Here is a 22,704-nt window from a genome sequence, read left to right on the forward strand (position 1 = left end):
ACACGTCAGTCGGCGAGCAGTCCCTCCTCGAGGGCCGAGGTCAGTGCACGGTCCACGGTGAGCGGCTCTCCGTCCACCGAGCGGATCGGCACGGCGCGCCGGGTGCTCGACACCAGCCAGGCCGCGTCGGCACCGGCCAGCGCCGCGACGGGCAGGTCCCGCCGCGCGGAGGAGAGGCCGCGCCTCTCGCCGATCGCCAGCACTCTCGCCACCGTCGTCCCGTCGAGGATCCCGGCGCCGGCGGCGGGCGTCACGAGCACCCCGTCCGCGAGCAGGACGAGACTCGAGGTCGCGCCCTCGAGCAGGAGGCCGTCGCTCGTGCGCCAGACCACGTCGTCCGCGCCCCGCCGCTTCGCCTCGCGCAGTGCGGCGCGGGTGACGGCGCCGGAGGTCGTCTTGACGCCGCCCAGCAGCCAGGGCGCCTCGTCCTGAACCCCGTACGGGTAGCCGCGGTCGAGCACGGCGACGGCGACGCCCCGGGTGCGCAGCTCCGAGGAGTCGGCGGTCGGCTCCGCACGGACCGTGGCCCGCGCCGTCGCGGCGTCCCGGTAGCCCGCGACCAGCCGGATGCTGAGGTCCTCGACCGCGTCGTGCTCGGCGACCGCGAGGCCGATCGCGGCGGACCACGCCGCTGCGGACGGGATCTCGAGCCCGACGGCCGCGGCGGAGGCCGCGAGGCGCGCCAGGTGCTCCTCCTGGCCGCGGGCACGGCCGCGGATCACGGCCAGCGTCTCGAAGACGCCGTCGCCGCGCAGATAGCCCGGCTCGTCGACGCGGACGAGGCCGGCCCCGGCTTCGCGGAGCAGGGGAGTGCCGGAGTCGTCGATCTCGACGAGGACGGGGGAGGTCATCTCCCCATCCTGGACCGCCGGGCCGCTCGGCGTGCGGCTCAGCGGGCGGTCAGACCGCGCGCCACGTCCTCGGCCGTGAGCAGCTCGCGCGGCGGCTCCGCGCGCGCTCCGGCCGCGCCGAGGACGTCGACGGCGGCGAGGGCGTCGAGGTCCAGACCCGTCGGCCCGGCCAGGCTCGCCACCGCGACCTGGAAGGTCCGGTAGGCGCCGAGCGGGGCGAGGCCCTCGCGGTCCTCGCCGTCGACGATCCGGCGCACCAGCGCGGTCTGGTCGAGCAGGTACGCGCTCGCCGCGAGGGTCGTCCCGTCGGGGCTCCAGGCCGCGATCTTCCAGAACCGCAGCGGGATGCCGATGCCGCGGTAGACCGGGTCGCCCTCGGCCAGCACCGGGCCGGTGAAGACGTCGATCCGGGCGCGGTTCGCCTCCGCGTACTCGAGGACGAGGTCCTCGAGGCCTAGCCACAGCTCCTTGGACTGGTTGAAGCCGCTGGCCTGCGGCGCCGCGTTCGTGTAGCAGAAGCTGTCGACGTTGCCGGCGCGCGCCTCGGCCGGCTCGCCCCAGACGGGGTCGCGGCGGCGGACGAGGTGGCCGCGGTCGAAGTCGTTCCGCGCGTACACCTCCGGCCCGGTCTGCTCGCTCGCGGGCACGCGCTCGTCGAGGTGCCAGTCGTCGCCGCGGCCGAGGTCGAGCAGCCGCGCCCCGTCGATGTTCACCGCGGTCGAGAGCGCGAGCCGGCGCTCCGGGGCGAGGAGCACCTCGAAGTGCGTGTACGGCAGCTGCCGCACCACGCGGGCGCCGGAGGGACGGGGTGCCGTGAGCGGGGCGCCGAGGAAGCCGGGATCGAAGCCGCTCACTGGTCGACCTCCGCTGTCGGGGTGACGGTGGGCGTCGCGGTCGGCAGCGGCGTCGGAGTCACGGTCGGCTCCGCGGTGGGCTCGGCCGTCGCGGTCGGAGCCGTGGTCGCCGTGGGAGCGGGCGCCTGCGTCGCGGGAGCGGGCACCAGGGCGCCGTTGCTCACCAGCAGCGTGATGCTGGAGTAGCGGGCGATCGTCGTCCCGGCGCCCGGGTCGGTGCCGGCGACGGTTCCGGCGGGCGTTGCGGCGTCGACGGTGGCGCCCTCCTCGACGTCGAAGCCGAGGTCCTCGAGCACCTCCGTCGCGTCGTCGACGGACTGCCCGGCGACGTTCGGCACGGCGATCTGCCGGCCGTTCAGCAGCGCGCTGCTCGGCTCGGCGAAGTCGTCTCCGCCGTACTTCTCGTCGGCGGCCGTCATCACCCTGTTCCAGATGTAGTGGCGGATGTTCGACGCGTAGGGCCGCGACTCCAGGTCCGAGTTCGGGAAGCGCACCTCGCGCATCGAGACGTGGCCGTCGATGTTGCCGACCCAGACGACGGTCGCGACGCGAGAGCTCGCGCCGTCGATCCAGGTGGATTCGGCGTTGTCGGTGGTTCCGGTCTTGCCGATGTGCTCGATCCCGTCATCGGGATCCGACTGGGCGGCCGTACCGGACGTGACGACGCGCTGGAGCGCGTAGTTCGCCACGGCGGTCAGCTCGGGCGAGAGTGCCTGGTTGCAGGTCGACGTCGGCGGCTGCACGCCGACTCCGGTCGCATCCGTGATGGAGTCGATCGCGATGGCCGAGCAGGCGGAGCCGTTGTTGGCGAATCCGGCGAAGGCGGTGACCATCGAGATCGGCGAGATCAGGGTGTCGGAGCCGAGGATCGAGGACGGCTTGTAGTCGATCACGCCGCCGTCCGCCGCCTTCACTCCGAAGGCGACCGCCTGGTCGCGGATCGCGCAGAGATCGAGCTGCTGCGCCATGGAGACGAAGACGGTGTTGATCGAGCGCATCGTGCCCTCGAGGACGCTGTAGGTGCCGTTCTCGTTGTCGTCGTTGCCGACCGCGGGATAGGAGAGGTCCTCGCCGCCGTTCGGGTCGCAGCTCGCCGTGAAACCGGAGAAGCCGCGCTCGCGGCCGTTCACCGTCTCATAGAGCGTGTGCCCGTTGGCGAGCCACTGCGCGAGGGTGAAGACCTTGTAGGTCGACCCCACCTGGAAGCCGGCGGAACCGCCGTAGGCCGTGTCGGTGTTGAAGTTGATCGCCGAGAAGTTCGCTCCGTTCACGGAGCCGGCGGCGTCGTAGTCCTTGTTCTGCACCATCGCCAGGACGCGGCCCGTGCCCACCTCCATCGAGACGGTCGAGCTGCCGATGTTGACGTCGTTCGTGGGCACCTTCGGCACCGCGGCGTTCGTGGCCGCCGTCGCGACGTCCTGGAGCTCGCGGTCGAGCGTCGTGTAGATCTTGTAGCCGCCGCGCTGGAAGTTGGCGAAGCGGGTGTTCTCGTCGTCGCCGAAGGCGGGGTCGTTCTGGATCACCCGGGTCACGTAGTCGCAGAAGAAGGCGGCGTTGCCGGCCTGCTGGCAGCCCGTGGGCGTCTCCTTGATCGCCGGGACGACCTCCTCGGCCACCGCCGCGTCGTGGTCGGCCTGGGAGATCTTCCCCTCCTCGAGCATCCGGTCCAGGACGTAGTTGCGCCGGACCTTGTTCTCCGGGATGTTCTCCGGCTGGTCGATGCGGAGGCCGTTAGGGTTGTTCACCGTCGCGATCAGGCTGGCGGCCTGGGCGAGCGAGAGCGTCGCCGCGGTGCTGGAGAAGTAGTACTCGGCCGCGGCCTGGATCCCGTAGACCTGCCCGCCGAAGCCGGCGATGTTGAGGTAGCCCAGCAGGATGTCGTCCTTGCTGTACTTCTTCTCGAGGTCGACGGCGAGCTTCATCTCCTTGAGCTTGCGCGCCGGCGTCGTGGCGGTCGCCTCGTCGTAGGCGGCCTGCGAGGCGGCGGCGTCGGTGTCGCTGAGCGCCTCGGCCTTCTGCACGAGGACGTTCTTGACGTACTGCTGCGTGATCGAGGACCCGCCCTGCAGATCGCCGCCGACCACGTTGCTCAGCACCGCGCGGATCGTGCCCTGCAGGTCGACGCCGCCGTGCTCGTAGAAGCGCGGGTCCTCGGTCGAGACGGCCGCGTCCTTCACGAACTGGCTGACCTGGTCGAAGGCCACCTCCTCGCGGTTCTGCGCGTAGAAGGAGGCGAGGAGACCGTCGGTCCCGTCGGCGTTCTTCGCGTAGATCTCGGTCTTCTGCGCCAGCTGGCCCAGCTCGAGGTACTCGGGCACGGTCTCGAAGAGGCCGATCGGGTTGTTGGCGGCGAGCCCGGTGACGGCGAGGGCGGGAGTGACGCCGACGGTGATCAGCAGCCCTCCGGCCAGGCTCGCTCCGACGACACCGAGGACGCGGGCGAGCACGCCGCTGCGGGCGGTTCCTTGCGCAGACATGGCTACGAGAGTAGGCGACGAGTCTGTACCGGCGGTGCCGCGCTGCGCCGCGTCGGCTCGGAGTACGGTGAGCGGATGAGCCGGCAGCAGCGATGAGCACCTCCGCAGACACCGCGACGAGCCGCCCGCGCGCGGTCCTCGTGGTCGCGATCCTCGCCTCCTTCGTGGCGTTCCTCGACGGCACCGTCGTCAACGTGGCGCTGCCCGCGATCACCCGCGAGCTCGGCGGCGGGCTCGCCGTGCAGCAGTGGGTGGTCGACGGCTACCTGATCACCCTCGGCGCGCTGATCCTGGTCGCCGGCTCGCTGGCCGACCGGATCGGGCGCGCCCGCAGCATGACGATCGGCCTGATCGGCTTCGGCGTCACCTCGCTGCTCTGCGCGCTCGCGCCGACGGCGGAGGTGCTGATCGTCGCGCGGATGCTCCAGGGCGCCGCCGGGGCGATCCTCGTGCCCAGCTCGCTCGCGCTGATCATCGCGACGGTCCACGGCGCCGCGCAGGCGAAGACCATCGGCGCGTGGACCGCGTGGACGGGCACGGCGACGATCGCGGGCCCGGTGATCGGCGGGCTGCTGGTGGACGCCGGCTCCTGGCGCTACGTCTTCGCCCTCAACCTCCTCCCGATCGCGGTGACGCTGCTGCTGCTGCGGCGGCTCGGCCACGTCGACTCCGGCACCCGGGTGCCGATCGACGGCGTCGGCGCGGTGCTCGGCGTGATCGGCCTCGGCGGGCCGGTGTTCGCGCTGATCGAGCAGGAGCGGCTCGGCTTCGGGAACCCGCTGGTGCTCGTGGCCCTGATCGGCGGTCTGGCCGCCCTGGTCGCCTTCGTGCTCTGGGAGCGGCGGACGCCGAACCCGATGCTGCCGCTCTCGCTGTTCGCCTCGCGCAACTTCGCGGTCGGCAACGTCTCGACGGCGTTCATCTACGGGGCGCTCTCGTTCGGCTTCTTCGCCCTGGGTCTCTACCTGCAGCAGGGGCTCGGCTTCTCGGCCACGCTCGCCGGCCTCGCCACGCTGCCGCCGACGATCCTGCTCCTGCTGCTCTCGCAGGTCGCCGGCTCTCTGACGGCGCGGTTCGGGCCGCGGCTGTTCATGGGTGTCGGACCCCTGGTGGCCGGCGTCGGCTTCCTGCTGCTGGCCGGCGTCCGTCCGCCGGCCGACTACGCCACCCAGCTGCTGCCCGGCATCCTGCTCTTCGGGCTGGGCCTCGCGATCACCGTCGCCCCGCTCACCTCCACCATCCTCGGCGCGGTCGACAGCCGGCACAGCGGAGTCGGCTCCGCCATCAACAACGCTGTCTCGCGGATCGCCGGTCTGGTCGCGATCGCCGCCACCTCGCTGATCGTGGGCGACAGCCTGGACGCCGAGGGCTTCCGCCGCGCGGCGATCGCGACCGCCGTGCTGCTCTTCCTCGGCGGGCTGGTCTCGCTGCTCGGCATCCGCAACCCGGTGCGCGACGCGGAGCCGACGGCCGCGCGCTGACAGGACGGCCGCCCCGGGCGGCTCAGCCGTCGAGCTCGGCGACGTCGTAGCCGAAGATCGCGCCGTCTGCGTCCTCCTCCGCGATGCCGGCGTAGGCGAAGCCGAACGGGTTCTCGCCGTCGACGATCGCGTTGTAGACGCCGTCGAAGGAGAAGCGTCCGGTCACCGGGTCGACCGGGGTGAACCGGCCCGCGTCGCGGCGGAGATCGACTCGCTCGTTCGGGTCCGAGAAGTTCACGAACGCCTTCGAGGGCATCGGACCGCGCGAGATGGTGACGGTGCCGGTCAGCGGCGGGAACTCGACCCGGTCGCCGACGCGGGTCCCGCGGTACTGGCGGGGGGTGAAGACGATCGTCCCGGTGATCTCCGTGGTCGAGGCCGCGGCGCCGGGGGAGGCGAGTGCGGCTCCGACCACGGGAGCGGCCCAGGCGCCGGCCAGCACGGTGCGGCGGCGGAGGGCGTCGGCGGGGGTGGGGGCGTCGGTCATCGGTGTCTCCTGTCGAAGGGCGCCTCCGGAGGGGCGCCGGCTCTGGCCGGGGATCGCGCGGATGCTGCGGGGCCGTCCTCAGTCTTCGTCGTGCTCCGCGCGGACTCGCCCGCGCCGTGGCGACGGTCTGTGCCCCTTCCGAGGGTGGAAGGCGGCGTGGAAGTGTCCATCAGTCGTCGGACAGGGGTCCCGTGTCGAAAAAGGTTGTCGCTACATGGAATACTCGATCCGTCGATGCGCTTGCATACATCGGACGGGGACGAGCTTCCCGCGCGATTCACACTCTCGAGGAGAAACCATGAGCGACACCACCACCATCCCCGGATACCGCGCCGGCACCTGGGTCATCGACCCCACGCACAGCGAGGTCGGCTTCAGCGTCCGCCACCTGATGATCAGCAAGGTCAAGGGCAAGTTCGAGCGCTTCACCGCCACCTTCACCACCGGCGAGAACCCGCTGGACTCCAAGGTCGAGGCCACCGCCGAGGTCGCCTCCATCAACACCAACGAGCCCAACCGCGACGGACACCTCCGCACCGGCGACTTCTTCGAGGCCGAGAAGTACCCGTCGATCCACTTCGTGTCGACCGCGGTCCGCGCGAACGGCGACGACTTCCTCGTCGACGGCGAGCTCACCATCAAGGACGTCACCAAGCCCGTGACCTTCGAGGTCGAGTTCGGCGGCTTCGGCTCCGACCCCTACGGCAACTACAAGGCCGGTCTGACCGCCAAGGCGACCATCGACCGCACCGACTTCGGTCTCACCTACAACGCCGCCCTCGAGACCGGTGGCGTGCTCATCGGCGAGAAGGTCACCATCACGCTCGACCTCCAGGCCGCGCACCAGGCGTAGTCCGCCCCGCCACGACCGAGGCCGCCCCTCCCCACCCGGGGAGCGGGCGGCCTCGGTCGTTCGCGGCACGGCCGCTGGGCGCGGCTGCCTCATGCTGATCGAGTAGCCCGCGGAGCGGGCGTATCGAGATCCACCGTCGCCGGAAGTCGACTCTGCAGACCCGCCGAGCTGACGACGCCGGGTCTCGATACGCCCCTGCGGGGCTACTCGACCAGCATGCAGTTGCGCCCCCGCGGAGCTGCTCGGCCGGCACGGCCTCCGGCACGGCCTCCGGCACGGTCAGAGGATGCCGAGCTCGGTCAGCTGCTCGGAGATGCCGGCGCCGTCCGGGGCGTAGACCCACGGGGTGCCGCTCGTCTCCGAGAGGTCGGCCGCCTTCGAGCGGCCGCCGGCGAGCACCGCCTCGCCGTTGGAGAGCTGGCGGATCGCGATCGCCGCGACCTTCTCGGGGTGCTCGTGCGCGAAGTCGGAGTAGATCTCCTCGTCGTGCTGCCCGTCGTCGCCGACCAGCAGCCAGCGGACGTCCGGGAACTCCATGGCGAGGCGGCGGAGGTTCTCCTCCTTGTGCTGCTTGCCGCTGCGGAACCAGCGGTCGTGCGTCGGCCCCCAGTCGGTCAGGAGCAGCGCGCCCGCCGGGTAGAGGTGCCGCGACAGGAACCGCGTCAGCGCCGGCGCCACGTTCCAGGCGCCGGTGGAGAGGTAGATGACGGGCGAGCCCTGATTCTGGCGGGAGAAGCGGTCGAGGAAGACGGCCATCCCCGGCGTGGGCATCCGCGCGTGCTCGTCGAGCACGAAGGTGTTCCAGGCGGCGACGAAGGGCCGGGGGAGCGCCGTGACCATGACCGTGTCGTCGACGTCGGACACGACGCCGATCCTCGCCTCCGGCCGCACGATGAAGACGGGGGCCTCGACCGGCGCGCCGCCCTCGACGGTGAGGGTGATGCGGTGCCAGCCCGGCTCGAGCGTGATCGGGATGTCGGTGTCGATCACGCCGCCGCGGTCCGCGACCATCCGGTGGCTCTGCCCGTCGACCGAGACCGAGACGACCGCGCCGCTGATGTAGAGGCTCGTGAAGCTGCGCCAGCCGCGGACGCTCTCCACGGGCTGGACCTCCTGCGCCCCGGGCGGGGTGGGCCGGGTGTAGAGGACGCGCGCGAGCACGCGGAGCTGCTCGGTGGTGCCGTAGCCGGTGTAGGGGATGATCCGCGGCACGTAGCCCTTGCGCGTCACCCGGCGCATGCGCAGCGCGTGGATCCGGTCCTCGATGCGTGCGGCGCGGTGCAGGACCTCGGCCGCCCCGGCGCTCATCGGTTTGCTCTCGGGCGTCAGCGGCATCCGCCCAGTGTGCCAGACGGCCCCGGCAGCCGGACGCCCCCGTCCGGCGGGCGCCGCGCTGCGCCGGAGGAGGGACGCCGGTCCGACTCAGTCCTCGACGGGCTCGATCAGCTCCGGCCCGTTGCTGCCCACCGTGCCGACCGCGGCGCCGACGCGGTGCACGTCGAGCTCCTCGGCCAGCTCGGCCGCGCCGTCGGACGCCGCGCGCAGCAGCGAGCCGTCGCCCGGGGTGAGCGGGTCGAGCCAGTCCTCGATCAGCTCCGGCTGCAGCAGCACGGGCATCCGCTCGTGCACCTCGGCTGACGCGCCCGCGGACGGGCGCGTCAGGATCGTCGCCGACAGCAGCCACGGCGCCCCGGGCTCCGCCGAGCGCCACCACTCGTACAGCCCGGCGAACAGCACGAGTGCCCCGCCGCCCGGGGAGACGAACACGGGTGCCTTCGCGCCGTCGGCGCCGACCCGCCACTCGTACCAGCCTGAGGCCGGCACGATCGCCCGTCGCGCGGCGAAGGACTCGCGGAAGGAGGGCTTCTCGGCGACCGACTCGATCCGCGCGTTGAAGAGCGGCGCACCGGACGGATCCGCGGCCGAGCGGGGCACCAGGCCCCAGCGCGCGCCGGCCAGGCGGCGGCGCGGTGGCTCGCCCTCCTCCACGCCCTTCATCGACTCCGCGACGGCGGCGATCCGCTGCGTCGGCGCGATGTTCCAGGACGGGCCCGGAAGATCCGCGCCGGGCTCGTCGATGTCGAAGAGCGCGACCAGGTCGGCGCTGGTCTGCGAGAGGACGAAGCGTCCGCACATGGGTCCTCCTGGGGTGCCGCTGCGCGCCCACCCTACGCGGGGCGAAGAAAGCGAGAGACATTCGGTGATTCGACGCGGACGGCACGTCCGCGTGCGTACGATTGTAGAAACCGATACCGAAGGAGCTTCGCCGTGCCGCTTGGAAACCTCGTCGATCGACCTTTCGGAGAGTCGCCTCAGGTCCGCAACGAGCCCGTCCAGGTCCGCAGCGCGGCCCGGCTGGCCTCCCTCCTCGACGCCGCCGCGGCCGTGGTCGACGAGGTCGGCTTCGACCGCCTGACCACCGCGATGGTGGCCGAGCGCGCGGGCGCCGCGATCGGCACCGTCTACCGCTACTTCCCCGACCGCATCGCCGTGCTCCAGGCGCTGCGCGAGCGCGCGCTCGAGCGCTTCCGCAAGAAGGTCATCACCGACATCCGCGAGAAGCACCCGGCGGACTGGTGGGGCGCCGTCGACTGCGCGGTCGACGCGTTCTGCGACATGCACCGCACCGAGGCCGGCTTCCGCTCGATCCGCTTCGTCGACACGATCCACGCCCCCGAGGTCGCGGGGGAGGCGTTCGAGGCCGGCTTCTTCGCCCGCCGCTTCGCCGAGATCCTCGCCTCCGAGTACGGCCTGCCCGGGGGCGCTCAGCTGTCGTTCCGCCTCGAGGTCGTGATCGAGGTCGCGGACGCCATGCTCACCCGCGCCTTCCTCATCGACCCGGCCGGCGACCAGCGCTTCATCGACGAGGCCCGGGTGCTGCTGCGCAACTACCTCTCGATGCACTACGGGCCGATCGAGGCCTGACCGCGACGGCCGCCGGCGGCCTAGCTCTTTCCGCGCTCCGGTGCAACACTGCGCCATCCGGGTTGGCACGCGTCTCCGAATGATGTTTTGCTGATCGCTAGGTTCTGACCGGGACCACGGGACAGGGAAGAGCAGGACCGTGATCGAATTCCGCGGAGTGAGCAAGCAGTATCCGGACGGCACGCGGGCGGTGGACGACTTCTCGCTCGTGCTGCCCTCCCGGCAGACGACCGTCTTCGTCGGCTCGTCCGGCTGCGGCAAGACGACGATCCTGCGGATGATCAACCGCATGATCGAGCCGACCGGCGGCACGATCGAGATCGACGGCGAGGACATCTCCACGCTCCCGGCCGTCTCCCTCCGCCGCCGCATCGGCTACGTCATGCAGAACTCGGGCCTCCTGCCGCACCGCCGGGTGATCGACAACATCGCCACGGTGCCGCGCCTCAACGGCGTCGCGAAGAAGCCCGCCCACGACCGCGCGCTCGAGCTGATGGACACCGTCGGCCTCGACCGCTCCCTCGCCACCCGGTACCCCAGCCAGCTCTCCGGCGGTCAGCAGCAGCGCGTCGGCGTCGCGCGCGGTCTCGCCGTCGACCCCAACATCCTGCTGATGGACGAGCCGTTCGGCGCCGTCGATCCGCTCGTGCGCGCCGACCTCCAGCGCGAGACGCTCCGCCTGCAGCGCGAGCTCGACAAGACGGTCGTCTTCGTCACCCACGACATCGACGAGGCCTTCCTGCTCGGCGATCAGGTCGTCATCCTCGAGAAGGGCGGCCGGATCGCGCAGAAGGGCTCGCCCGCCGAGATCCTCGCGAACCCGGCCAGCGAGTTCGTCGCCGGCTTCGTCGGCGCAGACCGCGGCAAGCGCTCGCTCTCGATCGAGGAGCGCGACGGCGCCCGGATCGTCGTCGACGGCGACGGGCGGCCGACCGGCGTCCTGCGCGCGCAGGACGGCGTCGACGCGTGAACTGGGTCGTCAACAACACCGATCAGATCCTCGCGAACCTGCTGGCGCACCTCGCGCTCTCGGTCCCGCCGATCCTGCTCAGCTTCGTGATCTCGCTGCCGTTCGGCTGGGTCGCCAACCGCTACCGCTGGAGCCGCGGCACGCTGCTCACCGGGCTCGGCGTGCTCTACGCGATCCCGTCGCTGGCGATGTTCATCCTGCTGCCCGCGCTGCTCGGCATCCCGCTGCGCTCCACCGCGAACGTCATCATCGGCCTCACGCTCTACGGCATCGCGCTGATGGTGCGGACCACCTCCGACGCGCTCTCCGCGGTATCGGAGGACGTGACCCAGTCGGCCACGGCGATGGGCTACTCCGCCTGGGCCCGGTTCTGGAAGGTCGAGTTCCCGCTCGCCGGTCCCGTCCTGCTCTCGGGTCTGCGCGTGGTCACGGTGAGCACGGTCAGCCTGGTGACGGTCGGCGCGGTGCTGGGCATCCAGAGTCTCGGCCTGCTCTTCACCGACGGCTTCCAGCGCGGCATCCAGGGCGAGATCATCACCGGCATCGTGCTCACGATCGTGCTGGCCCTCGTGCTCGACGGGCTCCTCGTCCTGCTCGGGCGCCTGCTGATGCCGTGGACCACCCTCGACCGGAGCCGCTCCCGCCGCAGGAGCGCCGCGAGCGCGAAGGCGGTGACCGCGTGAACCTCATCGCCCAGGCCTTCGCCTGGATCGGCGACCCGACGCACTGGGAGGGCATCTACGGCATCCCGACCCGCGTCGCGCAGCACCTCGGCATCAGCCTCATCGTGCTGGTGATCGCCGCGGCCATCGCCATCCCGCTCGGCTACCTCATCGGCCACACCGGCAAGGGCAAGGGCATCGCGGTGCCCGTCGCCGGCGGCCTCCGCGCGCTGCCCACCCTGGGCGTCCTGGTGCTCGCGGCGATGAGCCTCGGTCTCGGCCTGGGCGCGCCGCTGATCGCACTGGTGATCCTGGCGATCCCGTCGATCCTCGCGGGCGCCTACTCCGGGCTCGAGGCGGTCGACCGCCGCACCGTCGACGCCGCGCGCTCCGTCGGCATGACGGAGTGGCAGATCCTGGCGAAGGTCGAGATCCCGCTCGGCCTGCCGCTGCTGATCGGCGGTCTGCGCGTCGCGGCCCTGCAGATCATCGCCACGGCGACGCTCGCCGACTACATCGGCGCCGGCGGCCTCGGCCGCTACATCTTCCAGGGCGTGAAGGCGGGCGACTACCCGCAGATGCTCGCGGGATCGATCATCGTGATCGTGCTCACGCTGCTCAGCGAGGTGCTGTTCGCGGTCCTCCAGCGGATCGCCGTGCCCCGCGGAGTCGTGCTCGGTCTCGGCCGCGCCACGACCGAGCGCTCAGGTTTCCGCGCGTCGTCACTCCGACGCCGCGCGGTGGTGGGAATCCCCATCGACGAAGGGAAATAAGAGATGTTCACAGCAACCAAGAAGGGCCGTGTCGTTCTCAGCGCACTCGCGGTCGGCGCCGTGGTGGCGCTGGCAGGGTGCTCGTCCAGCGATCCGCTCGACGAAGGATCGGGAGCGACCGCCGGCGGCGACACCATCGTCATCGGCTCGCAGGACTACTACTCGAACGAGATCATCGCCGAGATCTACGCGCAGGCCCTCGAGGACGGGGGGATGACCGTGCAGCGCGACTTCCGCATCGGTCAGCGCGAGATCTACCTGCCCGAGATCGAGAGCGGCTCGATCGACGTGTTCCCCGAGTACGGCGGCAGCCTCCTGCAGGCGCTGGAGCCGGACACGACCGCGACCACGGCCGACGACGTCTATTCGGCGCTCACCGACGCCCTGCCCGACGGACTGCGCGCGCTCGACGCCGCGGACGCGAGCGACCAGAACTCCTACACGGTCACCCAGGCCTTCGCCGACCAGTGGAACCTGACCGACATCGCCTCGCTGAAGAACGTCACCGATCCGATCGTGCTCGGCGGCAACTCCGAGCTGCAGACCCGTCCCTACGGGCCCGACGCTCTGCAGTCGAAGTACGGCATCACCACGACGTTCCAGGCGATCGAGGACAGCGGCGGATCGACGACCGTCGACGCGCTGGCCAGCAACCAGATCCAGATGGCGAACATCTACACCGCCGACCCGAACATCGAGTCGAACGATCTGCTGCCCCTCGCCGACCCCGACGGCCTGTTCGTCGCGGACAACGTGGTGCCCATCGTCTCCGACAAGGTCGACGACGACGCCGCCGAGATCATCAACGGGGTCAGCGCGAAGCTGACCGCCGACGACCTCGTCGCGCTGAACTCCGAGAGCGTCAACGAGCAGAAGTCGGCCGCGGCCATCGCGACCGAGTGGCTCACCTCGGCAGGCCTGATCGGCTGACCCGACCCGCTCACGCCCGGAGGCGCGTCACTCGTCGAGGTGACGCGCCTCTGCGCGTGAGAGGAGCTTCTTGACCCCGATGACGACCAGCACGAAGACCACGATCGCCCCGACGAAGAGGTAGCCCGCGTAGTGCAGGCTGTCCGACAGCTCGCGGTAGCCGCCCGCCGCGGCGGCCCCGACGCCGACGTAGGCGAACGACCAGAGGATGCACGCGGGCGTCGTCCAGGCCATGAAGGTCCGGTAGCTCATGCCGCTCATCCCGACGGTGAGCGGGATGAGGGAGTGCAGCACCGGGAGGAAGCGCGAGAGGAAGACGGCGATGCCGCCGCGGCGCGCGAGGTAGCGCTCGGCCCGCAGCCAGTTCTTCTCGCCGAGGCGGCGACCGAGGCGGGAGCCGCGGATCCGCGGTCCGAACCAGCGGCCCAGGTAGAAGCCGACCGATTCGCCGCAGAGCGCCCCGATGATCACGGCGATCGCGAGGGCGACGAACTGCAGGGGGGACGTCACGCCGGTCGCGCTGACGATCACGACGGTGTCGCCCGGCACGATCAGCCCGGCGAGGATCGTCGTCTCGAAGAAGACGGCGAGGCCGGCCAGCAGCGTCCGCCAGACGGGCGGCACGCTCACGACGAAGGCGAGGATGCCGGTCAGAGCGTCGTTCACGGCCGCGTGCGCTCCGGCATCTCAGCGGACCCGCTTGAGCAGCGACCAGAAGGTCTCGACGATCGAGCCCATGTCGACCCGGTCGTCGAGCAGCCACTGCACCTGCAGGCCGTCGGAGAGCGCGGTGATCATCTTCGCCGCGAGCTCGGGGTCGATGTCGGCCGCGATGAGCCCCTCGCTCTGGTCCTCGCGGACGCGGGCGGCGAAGACCTCGTTGACCGTCCGGTAGCGCTCGATGAAGAACTCGTGCGCGGGGTGCGACTCGTCGGTCGCATCGGCGGAGAGCGTCGCGTAGAGGTGGACGAGACCGGGCACCTCGCTGTTGTGGCGGATCAGCTTCACGACCTGCTCGATCGCCTGATCGCCCTTCCGCTCCAGGTCGTAGACGGCGCGGTCGGTGTCGTCGCGCTTGCGGAGGACCTCGGCGAAGAGCTCCTCCTTCGAGTCGAAGTAGTGCAGGAGCCCCGCCTGCGTCAGGCCGACCTCCTCCGAGATCTCGCGCAGCGAGGCCTTGCGGTACCCCTGCCGCGAGAACACCTCCAGGGCGGTCTGCAGAATCTCCTCGCGCTTCGCGACACCCTTGGCGTAGCTCCCCTTGCTCGGCATCCCTCGATCGTAGGGGGCGCGGCCGAGCGGGAGCCGCGAGCGTCGCGCGGTGACGGCGCACGATCTCTCAGTGCGGACGCGGGACGCCGGAGCAGCTGTGAAAGACCTGTGAAGATGCGAGCTCGACAGCGCGAAGCGGGGTCGCGAGCGATCGCTCGCCGTCGAGAGGTCCGTCGCCGACCCTCTGACGGACGCGGGCGCTGCTCGACCGGACCCACGGGAGGAGATCTCTCGACGTCTAGACGCTCTGTCTCGACGTCGAGACGTCACTGACGCGCGGGTCGGCGGTGGGCGGCTCGGACCGTCCCGGAAGGGTGTCGCCGGGGGCCCCGCGGGAGGCGCACATCCGCCCCAGTACTGGGATCCGAGGGCATCGCGCCCCTTTGGTCGACCTAGGCTCGGAGCCGTGAACGAACTCCTGGACCCGCTCCTCCTGTCGCGCTGGCAGTTCGGCCTGACGACGATCTACCACTTCCTCTTCGTGCCGCTCACCATCGGCATGGCGCTCACGGTGGCGATCTTCCAGACCTGCTGGGTGCGCACCGGCCGCGTGCACTACCTGCAGCTGACGAAGTTCTTCAGCAAGATCTTCCTGATCAACTTCGCGATGGGCGTGGTCACCGGCATCGTCCAGGAGTTCCAGTTCGGGATGAACTGGAGCGACTACTCCCGCTTCGTCGGCGACGTGTTCGGCGCCCCGCTCGCCTTCGAGGGCCTGCTCGCGTTCTTCCTCGAAGCGACGTTCATCGGCCTCTGGATCTTCGGCTGGGACAAGCTCTCGGCGAAGCTGCACCTCGCGACGATCTGGCTGACCACGCTCGGCACGACGCTCTCGGCCTACTTCATCATCGCCGCGAACGCCTTCATGCAGAACCCGGTCGGCTTCCGGATCAACGAGGCCAAGGGCCGCGCCGAGCTCACCGACATCTGGGCCCTGCTGACCAACAAGGTCGCGCTCGCCGCGTTCCCGCACACGATCTTCGCCTGCTTCATGGTCTCGGCCGCGGTGATCGTCAGCGTCGCCGCCTACCACCTCTCGCGGAACCAGCACCTCGAGACGATGCGCCCGGCGCTGAAGTTCGGCGCCTGGATGATGCTGGTCAGCGGCGGCCTCACCCTCTTCACCGGCGACTCGCTCGGCCTCGCGATGGTCGACACGCAGCCGATGAAGATGGCGGCCGCGGAGGCGCTGTACAAGACGTCCACCGGCGTCGACGCCTCGTTCTCGGTCTTCACCTGGGGCACCCCCGACGGCTCGAGCGAGCTCTTCTCGATCCGCATCCCCTACCTGCTCTCCTTCCTCTCGACGCACACCTTCACCGGCACCGTCGAGGGCATCAACGACCTGCAGGCGCAGTACAGCGCGGTCTACGGACCGGGCGACTACACGCCGATCATCTGGGTCACCTACTGGTCGTTCCGATGGATGATTGCGCTCGGCGTCCTCGCCATCGGCGTCGCCGCCGCCGGCCTCTGGTTCACCCGCAAGGGCCGCCGGCCGAAGCAGTGGATGTGGAAGATCGCGATCTGGGCGGCACCGCTGCCGCTGATGGCGATGATCGTCGGCTGGGTCTTCACCGAGATGGGCCGCCAGCCCTGGCTGGTCTTCGGCCTGCTGAAGACCGCGGACGGCGTCTCGCCCGGGGTCAGCGGCCTCGAGGTGCTGATCTCGCTGATCGCCTTCACCGCGATCTACGGCACCCTCGCGGTCGTCGAGTTCCGGTTGATCAAGCGGGCGGCCCAGGCCGGCCCCGACGACGCCCCCGAGATCGACGAGGAGAGCGGTCGCCCGCAGCTCGTCGGCACCGTCTACTGAGAAGGGCACTGCGCACATGGATCTCGGATCGCTCGATCTCGCCACGCTCTGGTTCTGGATCGTCGCCGTCTTCTTCATCGGCTACTTCGTCCTCGACGGCTTCGACTTCGGCGTCGGGATGTCGCTGCCGTTCCTCGGCCGCGACGACACCGACCGCCGCGTCCTGATCAACACGATCGGGCCGGTCTGGGACCTCAATGAAACCTGGGTCATCGTCGCGGGCGCTGCGATGTTCGCCGCCTTCCCCGAGTGGTACGCGACGCTCTTCAGCGGCTTCTACCTGCCGCTGCTGCTGATCCTGCTGGCGCTGATCGCCCGCGGCGTCTCCTTCGAGTACCGGCACCAGCGTCCGGAGGCCGCCTGGAAGAAGCGGTTCGACACGATGATCGTGATCGGCTCGGCCGTGCCCGCGTTCCTCTGGGGCGTCGCTTTCGCGAACATCGTGCAGGGCGTGCCGCTGGACGCGGACCACAACTACATCGGAACGGGCTTCGATCTGCTGAACCCGTACGCGCTGCTCGGCGGCGCGACGACGCTCCTGCTCTTCTTCACCCACGGCGTCGTGTTCGTCTCGCTGAAGACCGACGGCGAGATCCGCGAGCGCGCGCGCCGGCTGGCGACGCGGGCGGGGCTGGTGACCGTCGCGGTCGCCGCGGTGTTCCTCGGCTGGACGAACCTGGCGCAGGGGAGCGGTCCGTCCTGGCTGCTGTCGATCGCCGCGGCGACCGCCCTGGTGCTCGCCTGGCTCGCGAACGTCCGCGGGCGGGAGGGCCGTGCCTTCGCCCTGCTGGCCGGCACGATCGGCCTCGCGGTGCTCGCGCTGTTCACCACGCTCTTCCCGGCGGTGATGCCCGCCTCGAACGACATCGCCAACAGCCTGACCATCGAGAACGCCTCGAGCACGCCCTATACCCTGACGGTGATGAGCTGGACGGCGCTGGTCTTCGTCCCGCTCATCGTGGGCTACCAGGCCTGGACCTACTGGATCTTCCGCAAGCGCATCACCCGGAGCCACATCCCGGTCGACGCGCACTGACCGATCGCGACCGTGAAGCCCCTCGACCCCCGACTGCTCCGCTACGCCCGCTCCGCACGGCTGTTCCTCGTGCTCGGCGGGGCGCTCGCGCTGGCCCGCACGGCGACCGCGGTCGCGTTCGCGTGGCTGGTGGCGCAGCTCGTCGCCGGGGCGGTCGACGGGCGATCGGCGACCGACCTGGCGCCGTCACTCGCGGCGCTGCTGGGCGTCGTCGCGGTGCGCGCGGTGCTGGCCTGGGCCGTCGAGGTGAACGCCGCCCGGGGCGGCGCCGGCGCGAAGGCGCAGCTGCGGTCGGCGGTCCTCGCCGCGCTGGTCGCGCTCGGGCCGGCCGGCCGGACGGGTGGTTCGGGCGGGGTCGTCGCGCTGCTCGGCGGCGGGCTCGACGCGCTCGACGGCTACTTCGCCCGATACCTGCCGCAGCTGATCGCCACCGCGATCACCACGCCGATCCTGACAGTCGTGGTCTTCCTCGCGGATCCGCTCAGCGCGCTCTTCCTCGTGGTGACGCTGCCGCTGATCCCGGTCTTCATGATCCTCATCGGTTGGGCGACCCAGGCGGTGCAGAAGCGGCAGTGGAGCCGCCTGCAGGCGCTGGCCTCCGGCTTCGTCGACACGGTCGGCGGACTGGCCACGCTGAAGATCTTCGGACGGGCGGAGCGGCAGAGCGCCCGCATCCGCGCGCTGACCGAGGACTACCGCGTGCACACCATGAAGGTGCTGCGGGTGACCTTCGTCAGCAGCTTCGTCCTCGAGCTGGCCGGTTCGCTCTCGGTCGCGCTCGTCGCGGTGTCGATCGGGCTGCGGCTGGTCGACGGCTCGCTCGGGCTCGCGATCGGACTCTTCGTGCTGGTGCTGGCGCCGGACGTGTTCCTGCCGGTCCGCCAGGTCGGCGCCGAGTTCCACGCGGCGGCCGACGGCGTGCAGGCGGCGGACGAGGCCTTCGCGATCATCGAGGCGGCGGCGACCGTCCCCGGGCGAACCGCGGTGCCCGGCCGCTCGGGAGCGCTCGAGCTGCGCGGTCTCGCGGTGGACGACGGTGCGGGCCGCGTGCTCGCGCCCGTCGACGCCGTCCTGCCCGCCGGCTCGATCACGGCGCTGACCGGGCCCAGCGGATCCGGGAAGTCGACCCTCCTCGCCGCCCTCGCCGGCTTCGCTCCCGCGACCGGCTCGATCGCCCTCGGCGGGGTCGCCGTCGACGAGTCGACCGGCCGCGACTGGCTCGCCTGGTCGGGGCAGCGGCCCGATCTGCTGCCCGGGACCGTCGGCTCGAACGTCGCGCTCGGCGCGCGCTCGCCCGACCCGGAGCGCGTCCTGCGGGCGCTGGCTGTCGCGGGTGCCGACCTCGACCCCGGCCGGCGGATCGACGCGGACGGCAGCGGACTGTCCGGTGGGCAGGCGGCGCGCGTCGCCGTGGCGCGTGCCGTGCACCGCGTCCTCGAGCGCGGCTGCACCGTATTGGCCCTCGACGAGCCGACCGCCGCGCTCGACGAGGAGTCGGAGCGCGCGCTGCTCGCCGGGCTCCGCTTCCTCGCCGACCAGGGCGTGATCGTGCTCGTCGCCACGCACCGCCCGGCGACGATCGCCGCCGCCGACGCCGTGCTGGCGCTCGCCCCCGCCGAGGCGGTGCTCCGGTGAACCGCACCGATGTGCTGCGGGCGGCGATGCCGACGCCGCGGCGCTTCCTCCCCGGACTCTCCTTCGGGCTGCTGTCGTCCGCGTCGGTCGTCGCCCTTCTCGCCTGCTCGGCCTGGCTGATCGTGCGGGCGGCCGAGCAGCCGCCGATCCTCTTCCTCTCGATGGCCGTCGTCGGCGTGCGCGCCTTCGCGCTCTCGCGGGCGTTCTTCCGCTACCTCGAGCGCCTCTCCGGGCACGACGCAGCGTTCCGCGCGCTGGCCGAGTTGCGCGCCGGCGTCTACGACCGGCTGGTCCCCGTGGCGCCGGACGGGCTCGGTCGGGTCCGGCGCGGAGATCTCGTCTCGCGGGTGGTCGCCGACGTCGACGCCCAGCAGGACGTGCCGCTGCGCATCGTGCAGCCGCTGGTCGTCGCCGCCGTGGTCTCCGCCGCCGCGGTGGTGGGCGTCTGGCTCCTGCTGCCCGCGATGGGCGCCGTGCTGCTCGGTCTGCTCGTGCTCGCGTTCGTCGGCGGAGCCCTCGGCTCGGGGCTGGTCTCGGCGCGCGCCGACCGCGAGCTGGCGCCGCTGCGCGGCGAGCTGGCCGAGCGCCTGAACCTGCTGGTCACCCGGCTCGACGTGCTGATCGCCTTCGACGCGGCCGACGACGCGATCGACGACGTCGCGCAGGCGGAGGCGGCGCTCACCCGGGCCGCCCGCCGGCGCGCGGCGTCGACCGGGCTCGCCGCCGCCGTCCTCGCCCTGTGCTCCGGCGGTGCGGTCTGGGCGGGTCTCGCGCTCGGGATCCCCGCGGTCGGCGAGCTCGGCGGCCCCGCGCTCGGGGTGCTCGCCCTGGTGCCGCTCGCCGTGTTCGAGGTCGCGGCCGCCGCTCCGCTGGCGGTGCAGAGCGCGCGCTCGGCGCTCTCGAGTGCGCAGCGGCTCGCGGACCTCGACGCGCAGGCCGCGTCGCCGGCGCTGGCGACCGACGCCGACGTCGATCCGTCGGCCGCCGTCCCGCTCGGCCGCGACATCGTCCTCCGCGACCTCTCGGTCTCCTGGCCCGGAGCCGCGACGCCCGCGCTCCGCGACGTCTCGCTCGAGCTCCGCGCCGGCGAGCGGATCCTCGTCACCGGCGGCAGCGGCTCGGGCAAGACGACGCTCGCGCACGCGCTCGTCCGCTTCCTCGACCACACGGGCTCCTACCGGATCGGCGGAGTGGAGGCCCGGACGCTCCCGCAGGACGAGCTGCGGCGCCTCATCGGTCTCGTCGAGCAGCAGCCCTACCTCTTCGACGACACCATTCGGCAGAACCTGCTCTTCGCCCGGCCCGAGGCCGACGACGCGGTGCTGACCGCCGTCCTCGAGCGGGTGGGCCTCGCCTCCTGGACCGCGGCCCGCGGCGGTCTCGACGCCCGGGTCGGCGAGCGCGGCTCGCTCGTCTCGGGCGGTCAGGCGCAGCGTCTGGCGCTCGCCCGCGCCCTGCTCGCCGACTTCGACGTGCTGGCGCTCGACGAGCCCACCGCCTCGGTGGACGCGCCGGTGGCCGACGCCCTGCTCGCCGACCTGCTGCATGCCGCCTCAGGCCGCACGGTCGTGCTGATCGCGCACCGCGTCCCCGCGTCCCTCGCCTTCGACCGGCGGATCACGGTCGTGGACGGCACCGCGCGCTGACTCCTGACAGAGCGGATCCCCGAGCCGAGAGGACGGCCCGGGGATCCGGCTCCGTGCGGGTGCAGGGGTATCAGCGGCTCGACCAGCTCGCCCGTCCGCGCCCGTCGTACTGCACCAGGTTGCCGTCGTCCTGCATCACCAGGCGGAACGGCGGCACGGCGGGGCCGACGTTGACGAAGTACCGCGGGAGGACGGTCCAGCTCACGCCGCCCCGGCTGGAGACCGACATGAAGCCGTCGTCCTCGAGGGAGAGGACCGCGCCGGGAGTGGGGTTCCCCGTGGACCAGATCGCGCCGGCCGGTCCGTAGACGACGAAGTTGCCGTCGGCCTGCATCACCGCGCGGTAGGCACCGTTGCCGGAGCGGAGTCCCTCGCCCGGATAGAGCGCGGCCGGAGCGAACAGCGTGCTGTTCGGGAAGGCGGTCCGGCTGCTCCAGAGCGGGGCGTCCTCGAGACTGTAGAGGACGAGCCGGCCCGCGTTGTCGAGGTTCATCCGCACCCCGGAGCCGCTGGTGCCGGTGAACCACTTCACCGAGCCGTCCGCGCCGTAGATCACGGCATTGCCGTCCTCCTGCAGCACGAAGCGGTTCCCGTCGCCGGAGGTGCCGGTGCTCCAGGTCACGCCGTTCGGTCCGTAGCCGACGAAGTTGCCGTCGCCCTGCATCACGGCGGTGAAGCGGCCGTCGCCGGAGGTCAGCCGCTGACCGGCGCGCAGTGTCTCGGTGGGGTAGAGCGAGTCGGTCGGCGGCGCCGCGATCGTCGTGCCGATGCTGCTCGCCCACGCGGGGGCGCCGTTGGCACGGCTGACGACGAGGTTGCCGTCGTTCTGGATCCGGACGCTCGCGCCGGTCTCGTCACCCGTTCCGGTGAACCAGACGGGCCGCCCGTCCGCGGCGTAGATCACGAGGTTGCCGTCGGCCTGCATCACCAGGCGATCTCCTCGACCCTGGGTGCCGGTGCTGAAGGTGGCACGCCCGCTCGCGTCGTAGGTGACGGCGTTGCCGTCGGTCTGCAGCACGAACCGGTAGCCGCCGCCGACCGAGACGATGCTCTCGCCGCGCGCGAGCTGCTCCCCGCTGACGAGGGCGTCGGTGAAGACGTTCGCGGCGGTCGCGACCGCGGTCGTGACGGGCCCGGAGCCGGCAGCCAGGGCGGGGGGCGCTCCGAGGAGCAGGGCGCCCGCGGTCGCGAGCACCACCGCCCCGGAGAGGAGTGTGCGGGCGGGGTGGCGAGGCGTCATCGCGGGTCCTTCGAGCGGATCGGTGGGCAGTTCTCCCGCATGCTCCCATGCCGCTCGCCCGCGCCACGCCGCCGGAACGCGGTCGTGACCGAGTGGTGATCCGGCCCTGTCAATCCGCCGGCCGGACCCGTCTCTCGGCCTCGGCGAGCGTCCCGCCCTCGGCGGCCCACCGGTCGAGCACACCGTCGACGCGGGCCCGCGCGGATCCGCTGCTGCTCGCGCGCAGTGGAAGGATCACGTCGCGGGCGAGCGGTGCCGTCAGCTCCTCGACCCGTGCATCGCGGACGAAGCCCTCGAGCCGGGTCAGGTCGGAGGCGCGCAGGATCGCCGCCCGCGACTGCAGCAGGACGATCGCCGCGAGCCGGGCCTCGAAGACGGGCGGCGCCCACAGCTCCGAGGACAGCGCCGTGACGTCGTCGTGCTCGAGCCCGCGGAACTTCTTCAGCGCGTCCCGCACCGTGCCGCGGACCGCTCCGACGGAGGCACCGGTGGAGTCGAGTCCCGCGCCGAGCCGCTCGCGCACGTCCTGCGCCCGCCAGACGTCGCCCTCGTACTCGAGCGCCGTGCGGATGAAGTCGCCGGCGTCGCTCACCCCTCCATCATGCGACCCGCGGGGGAGCAGCGACGAACCGTGCGCCGCTGCGGGCCGCGCGCCGGAGGTGGCGGTCCGCCCTTCGAGTCGGGTCCTGCAGTGCGGGAACGCCGACGGCCCGGCCCGTGCAGGGGATGCACGAACCGGGCCGTCGGTGCGGGTCCGCGGGAGGGCGGGACCCGATCAGAGGAGCGTCGAGTCGAC

21 protein-coding genes are annotated in these 22,704 nt (G+C 71.8%); 11 read left to right on the forward strand and 10 right to left on the reverse strand.

The window, feature by feature from the left end; all coding sequences use genetic code 11:
- Positions 1 to 5 precede the first annotated feature (5 nt).
- Genes MT355_RS07125 through MT355_RS07135 form a run of 3 tightly spaced genes read right to left on the reverse strand, consistent with a single transcriptional unit; the run spans position 6 to position 4,182 of the window.
- The gene (locus tag MT355_RS07125; RefSeq protein WP_243599016.1) at positions 6 to 851 is read right to left on the reverse strand and encodes an aminotransferase class IV; all 846 of its coding nucleotides are present in this window, start codon (positions 849 to 851) and stop codon (positions 6 to 8) included.
- A 38-nt stretch (positions 852 to 889) separates the two neighbouring features.
- On the reverse strand, positions 890 to 1,705 hold the full coding sequence (locus MT355_RS07130; protein WP_243599017.1) for a DNA/RNA non-specific endonuclease: 816 nt from the start codon (positions 1,703 to 1,705) through the stop codon (positions 890 to 892).
- Positions 1,702 to 4,182, reverse strand: a complete 2,481-nt coding sequence (locus tag MT355_RS07135) for a transglycosylase domain-containing protein (RefSeq protein ID WP_243599018.1) — start codon at positions 4,180 to 4,182, stop codon at positions 1,702 to 1,704. Before MT355_RS07135 ends, MT355_RS07130 begins: the two co-directional genes overlap by 4 nt.
- A gap of 92 nt (positions 4,183 to 4,274) precedes the next feature.
- Here MT355_RS07135 and MT355_RS07140 point away from each other — a divergent pair, with 92 nt between their 5' ends.
- Positions 4,275 to 5,663 (forward strand): DHA2 family efflux MFS transporter permease subunit, encoded by a 1,389-nt coding sequence (locus MT355_RS07140; RefSeq protein WP_243599019.1) that lies wholly within the window; start codon positions 4,275 to 4,277, stop codon positions 5,661 to 5,663.
- A gap of 22 nt (positions 5,664 to 5,685) precedes the next feature.
- Here the strand turns inward: MT355_RS07140 and MT355_RS07145 are convergent, their stop codons facing one another.
- Positions 5,686 to 6,150, reverse strand: coding sequence for a hypothetical protein (locus tag MT355_RS07145; protein ID WP_123445584.1), 465 nt, complete (start codon positions 6,148 to 6,150; stop codon positions 5,686 to 5,688).
- Positions 6,151 to 6,448: 298 nt separating this feature from the next.
- Between MT355_RS07145 and MT355_RS07150 the strand changes: the two genes are divergently transcribed.
- Positions 6,449 to 7,003, forward strand: a complete 555-nt coding sequence (locus tag MT355_RS07150; protein ID WP_123445585.1) for a YceI family protein — start codon at positions 6,449 to 6,451, stop codon at positions 7,001 to 7,003.
- A 279-nt stretch (positions 7,004 to 7,282) separates the two neighbouring features.
- On the opposite strand, the gene MT355_RS07155 is transcribed toward MT355_RS07150, so the two are convergent.
- Together MT355_RS07155 and MT355_RS07160 are read right to left on the reverse strand one after the other, a co-directional pair.
- Complete coding sequence (locus MT355_RS07155; RefSeq protein ID WP_243599020.1) at positions 7,283 to 8,338, reverse strand: App1 family protein; 1,056 nt, start codon at positions 8,336 to 8,338, stop codon at positions 7,283 to 7,285.
- An 87-nt stretch (positions 8,339 to 8,425) separates the two neighbouring features.
- A complete protein-coding gene (locus MT355_RS07160) occupies positions 8,426 to 9,139 on the reverse strand; it encodes an SOS response-associated peptidase (protein WP_243599021.1) in 714 nt (237 codons plus the stop codon).
- A 132-nt stretch (positions 9,140 to 9,271) separates the two neighbouring features.
- On the opposite strand from MT355_RS07160, the gene MT355_RS07165 reads away from it, so the two are divergent.
- The 5 genes from MT355_RS07165 to MT355_RS07185 all read left to right on the forward strand — a co-directional run bounded on the left by MT355_RS07165 (position 9,272) and on the right by MT355_RS07185 (position 13,263).
- On the forward strand, positions 9,272 to 9,928 hold the full coding sequence (locus MT355_RS07165; protein WP_133961754.1) for a TetR family transcriptional regulator: 657 nt from the start codon (positions 9,272 to 9,274) through the stop codon (positions 9,926 to 9,928).
- Between the two features lie 139 nt (positions 9,929 to 10,067).
- Complete coding sequence (locus MT355_RS07170; protein WP_243599022.1) at positions 10,068 to 10,898, forward strand: ABC transporter ATP-binding protein; 831 nt, start codon at positions 10,068 to 10,070, stop codon at positions 10,896 to 10,898.
- Entirely contained in the window at positions 10,895 to 11,581 is a 687-nt protein-coding gene (locus tag MT355_RS07175) for an ABC transporter permease (protein ID WP_123445590.1), read from the forward strand. The genes MT355_RS07170 and MT355_RS07175 overlap by 4 nt, the downstream gene beginning before the upstream one ends.
- Complete coding sequence (locus MT355_RS07180) at positions 11,578 to 12,333, forward strand: ABC transporter permease (protein ID WP_243599023.1); 756 nt, start codon at positions 11,578 to 11,580, stop codon at positions 12,331 to 12,333. The genes MT355_RS07175 and MT355_RS07180 overlap by 4 nt, the downstream gene beginning before the upstream one ends.
- Before the next feature lie 3 nt (positions 12,334 to 12,336).
- Positions 12,337 to 13,263, forward strand: a complete 927-nt coding sequence (locus MT355_RS07185; RefSeq protein WP_243599024.1) for an ABC transporter substrate-binding protein — start codon at positions 12,337 to 12,339, stop codon at positions 13,261 to 13,263.
- 27 nt (positions 13,264 to 13,290) lie between these two features.
- On the opposite strand, the gene MT355_RS07190 is transcribed toward MT355_RS07185, so the two are convergent.
- Positions 13,291 to 13,929: a DedA family protein gene (locus MT355_RS07190; RefSeq protein WP_123445593.1), complete on the reverse strand. Its 639-nt coding sequence runs from the start codon at positions 13,927 to 13,929 to the stop codon at positions 13,291 to 13,293.
- A 21-nt stretch (positions 13,930 to 13,950) separates the two neighbouring features.
- Positions 13,951 to 14,535, reverse strand: coding sequence for a TetR/AcrR family transcriptional regulator (locus MT355_RS07195; protein ID WP_243599025.1), 585 nt, complete (start codon positions 14,533 to 14,535; stop codon positions 13,951 to 13,953).
- Between the two features lie 406 nt (positions 14,536 to 14,941).
- Here MT355_RS07195 and MT355_RS07200 point away from each other — a divergent pair, with 406 nt between their 5' ends.
- From MT355_RS07200 to cydC, 4 genes are read left to right on the forward strand one after another with little or no spacing between them, the layout of a single operon-like run.
- Positions 14,942 to 16,351, forward strand: coding sequence for a cytochrome ubiquinol oxidase subunit I (locus MT355_RS07200; RefSeq protein ID WP_243599026.1), 1,410 nt, complete (start codon positions 14,942 to 14,944; stop codon positions 16,349 to 16,351).
- Positions 16,352 to 16,367: 16 nt separating this feature from the next.
- Positions 16,368 to 17,387 carry a cytochrome d ubiquinol oxidase subunit II gene (gene cydB, locus MT355_RS07205; protein ID WP_243599027.1) on the forward strand — a complete coding sequence of 340 codons (1,020 nt, stop codon included), beginning with the start codon at positions 16,368 to 16,370 and terminating at the stop codon, positions 17,385 to 17,387.
- A gap of 12 nt (positions 17,388 to 17,399) precedes the next feature.
- Complete coding sequence (gene cydD / locus MT355_RS07210; protein WP_243599028.1) at positions 17,400 to 19,022, forward strand: thiol reductant ABC exporter subunit CydD; 1,623 nt, start codon at positions 17,400 to 17,402, stop codon at positions 19,020 to 19,022.
- Positions 19,019 to 20,668, forward strand: coding sequence for a thiol reductant ABC exporter subunit CydC (gene cydC, locus MT355_RS07215; protein WP_308197313.1), 1,650 nt, complete (start codon positions 19,019 to 19,021; stop codon positions 20,666 to 20,668). Before cydD ends, cydC begins: the two co-directional genes overlap by 4 nt.
- Before the next feature lie 70 nt (positions 20,669 to 20,738).
- Here the strand turns inward: cydC and MT355_RS07220 are convergent, their stop codons facing one another.
- Positions 20,739 to 21,908 (reverse strand): hypothetical protein, encoded by a 1,170-nt coding sequence (locus tag MT355_RS07220; RefSeq protein ID WP_243599029.1) that lies wholly within the window; start codon positions 21,906 to 21,908, stop codon positions 20,739 to 20,741.
- A gap of 109 nt (positions 21,909 to 22,017) precedes the next feature.
- Positions 22,018 to 22,500 (reverse strand): DNA alkylation repair protein, encoded by a 483-nt coding sequence (locus MT355_RS07225; RefSeq protein WP_243599030.1) that lies wholly within the window; start codon positions 22,498 to 22,500, stop codon positions 22,018 to 22,020.
- Positions 22,501 to 22,704: the final 204 nt, after the last annotated feature.

It is taken from the genome of Rathayibacter sp. VKM Ac-2929, from assembly GCF_022815495.1.
Lineage (GTDB): Bacteria > Actinomycetota > Actinomycetes > Actinomycetales > Microbacteriaceae > Rathayibacter > Rathayibacter festucae.

Bases quoted from the DNA above. Each gene is read 5' to 3' on its own strand.
- MT355_RS07135 (WP_243599018.1), bottom strand. From the start codon at position 4,182: ATGTCTGCGCAAGGAACCGCCCGCAGCGGCGTGCTCGCCCGCGTCCTC.
- MT355_RS07145 (WP_123445584.1), bottom strand. From the start codon at position 6,150: ATGACCGACGCCCCCACCCCCGCCGACGCCCTCCGCCGCCGCACCGTG.
- MT355_RS07185 (WP_243599024.1), top strand. From the start codon at position 12,337: ATGTTCACAGCAACCAAGAAGGGCCGTGTCGTTCTCAGCGCACTCGCG.
- MT355_RS07195 (WP_243599025.1), bottom strand. From the start codon at position 14,535: ATGCCGAGCAAGGGGAGCTACGCCAAGGGTGTCGCGAAGCGCGAGGAG.
- MT355_RS07125 (WP_243599016.1), bottom strand. From the start codon at position 851: ATGACCTCCCCCGTCCTCGTCGAGATCGACGACTCCGGCACTCCCCTG.
- MT355_RS07140 (WP_243599019.1), top strand. From the start codon at position 4,275: ATGAGCACCTCCGCAGACACCGCGACGAGCCGCCCGCGCGCGGTCCTC.
- MT355_RS07220 (WP_243599029.1), bottom strand. From the start codon at position 21,908: ATGACGCCTCGCCACCCCGCCCGCACACTCCTCTCCGGGGCGGTGGTG.
- cydB (WP_243599027.1), top strand. From the start codon at position 16,368: ATGGATCTCGGATCGCTCGATCTCGCCACGCTCTGGTTCTGGATCGTC.
- MT355_RS07160 (WP_243599021.1), bottom strand. From the start codon at position 9,139: ATGTGCGGACGCTTCGTCCTCTCGCAGACCAGCGCCGACCTGGTCGCG.
- MT355_RS07150 (WP_123445585.1), top strand. From the start codon at position 6,449: ATGAGCGACACCACCACCATCCCCGGATACCGCGCCGGCACCTGGGTC.
- MT355_RS07155 (WP_243599020.1), bottom strand. From the start codon at position 8,338: ATGCCGCTGACGCCCGAGAGCAAACCGATGAGCGCCGGGGCGGCCGAG.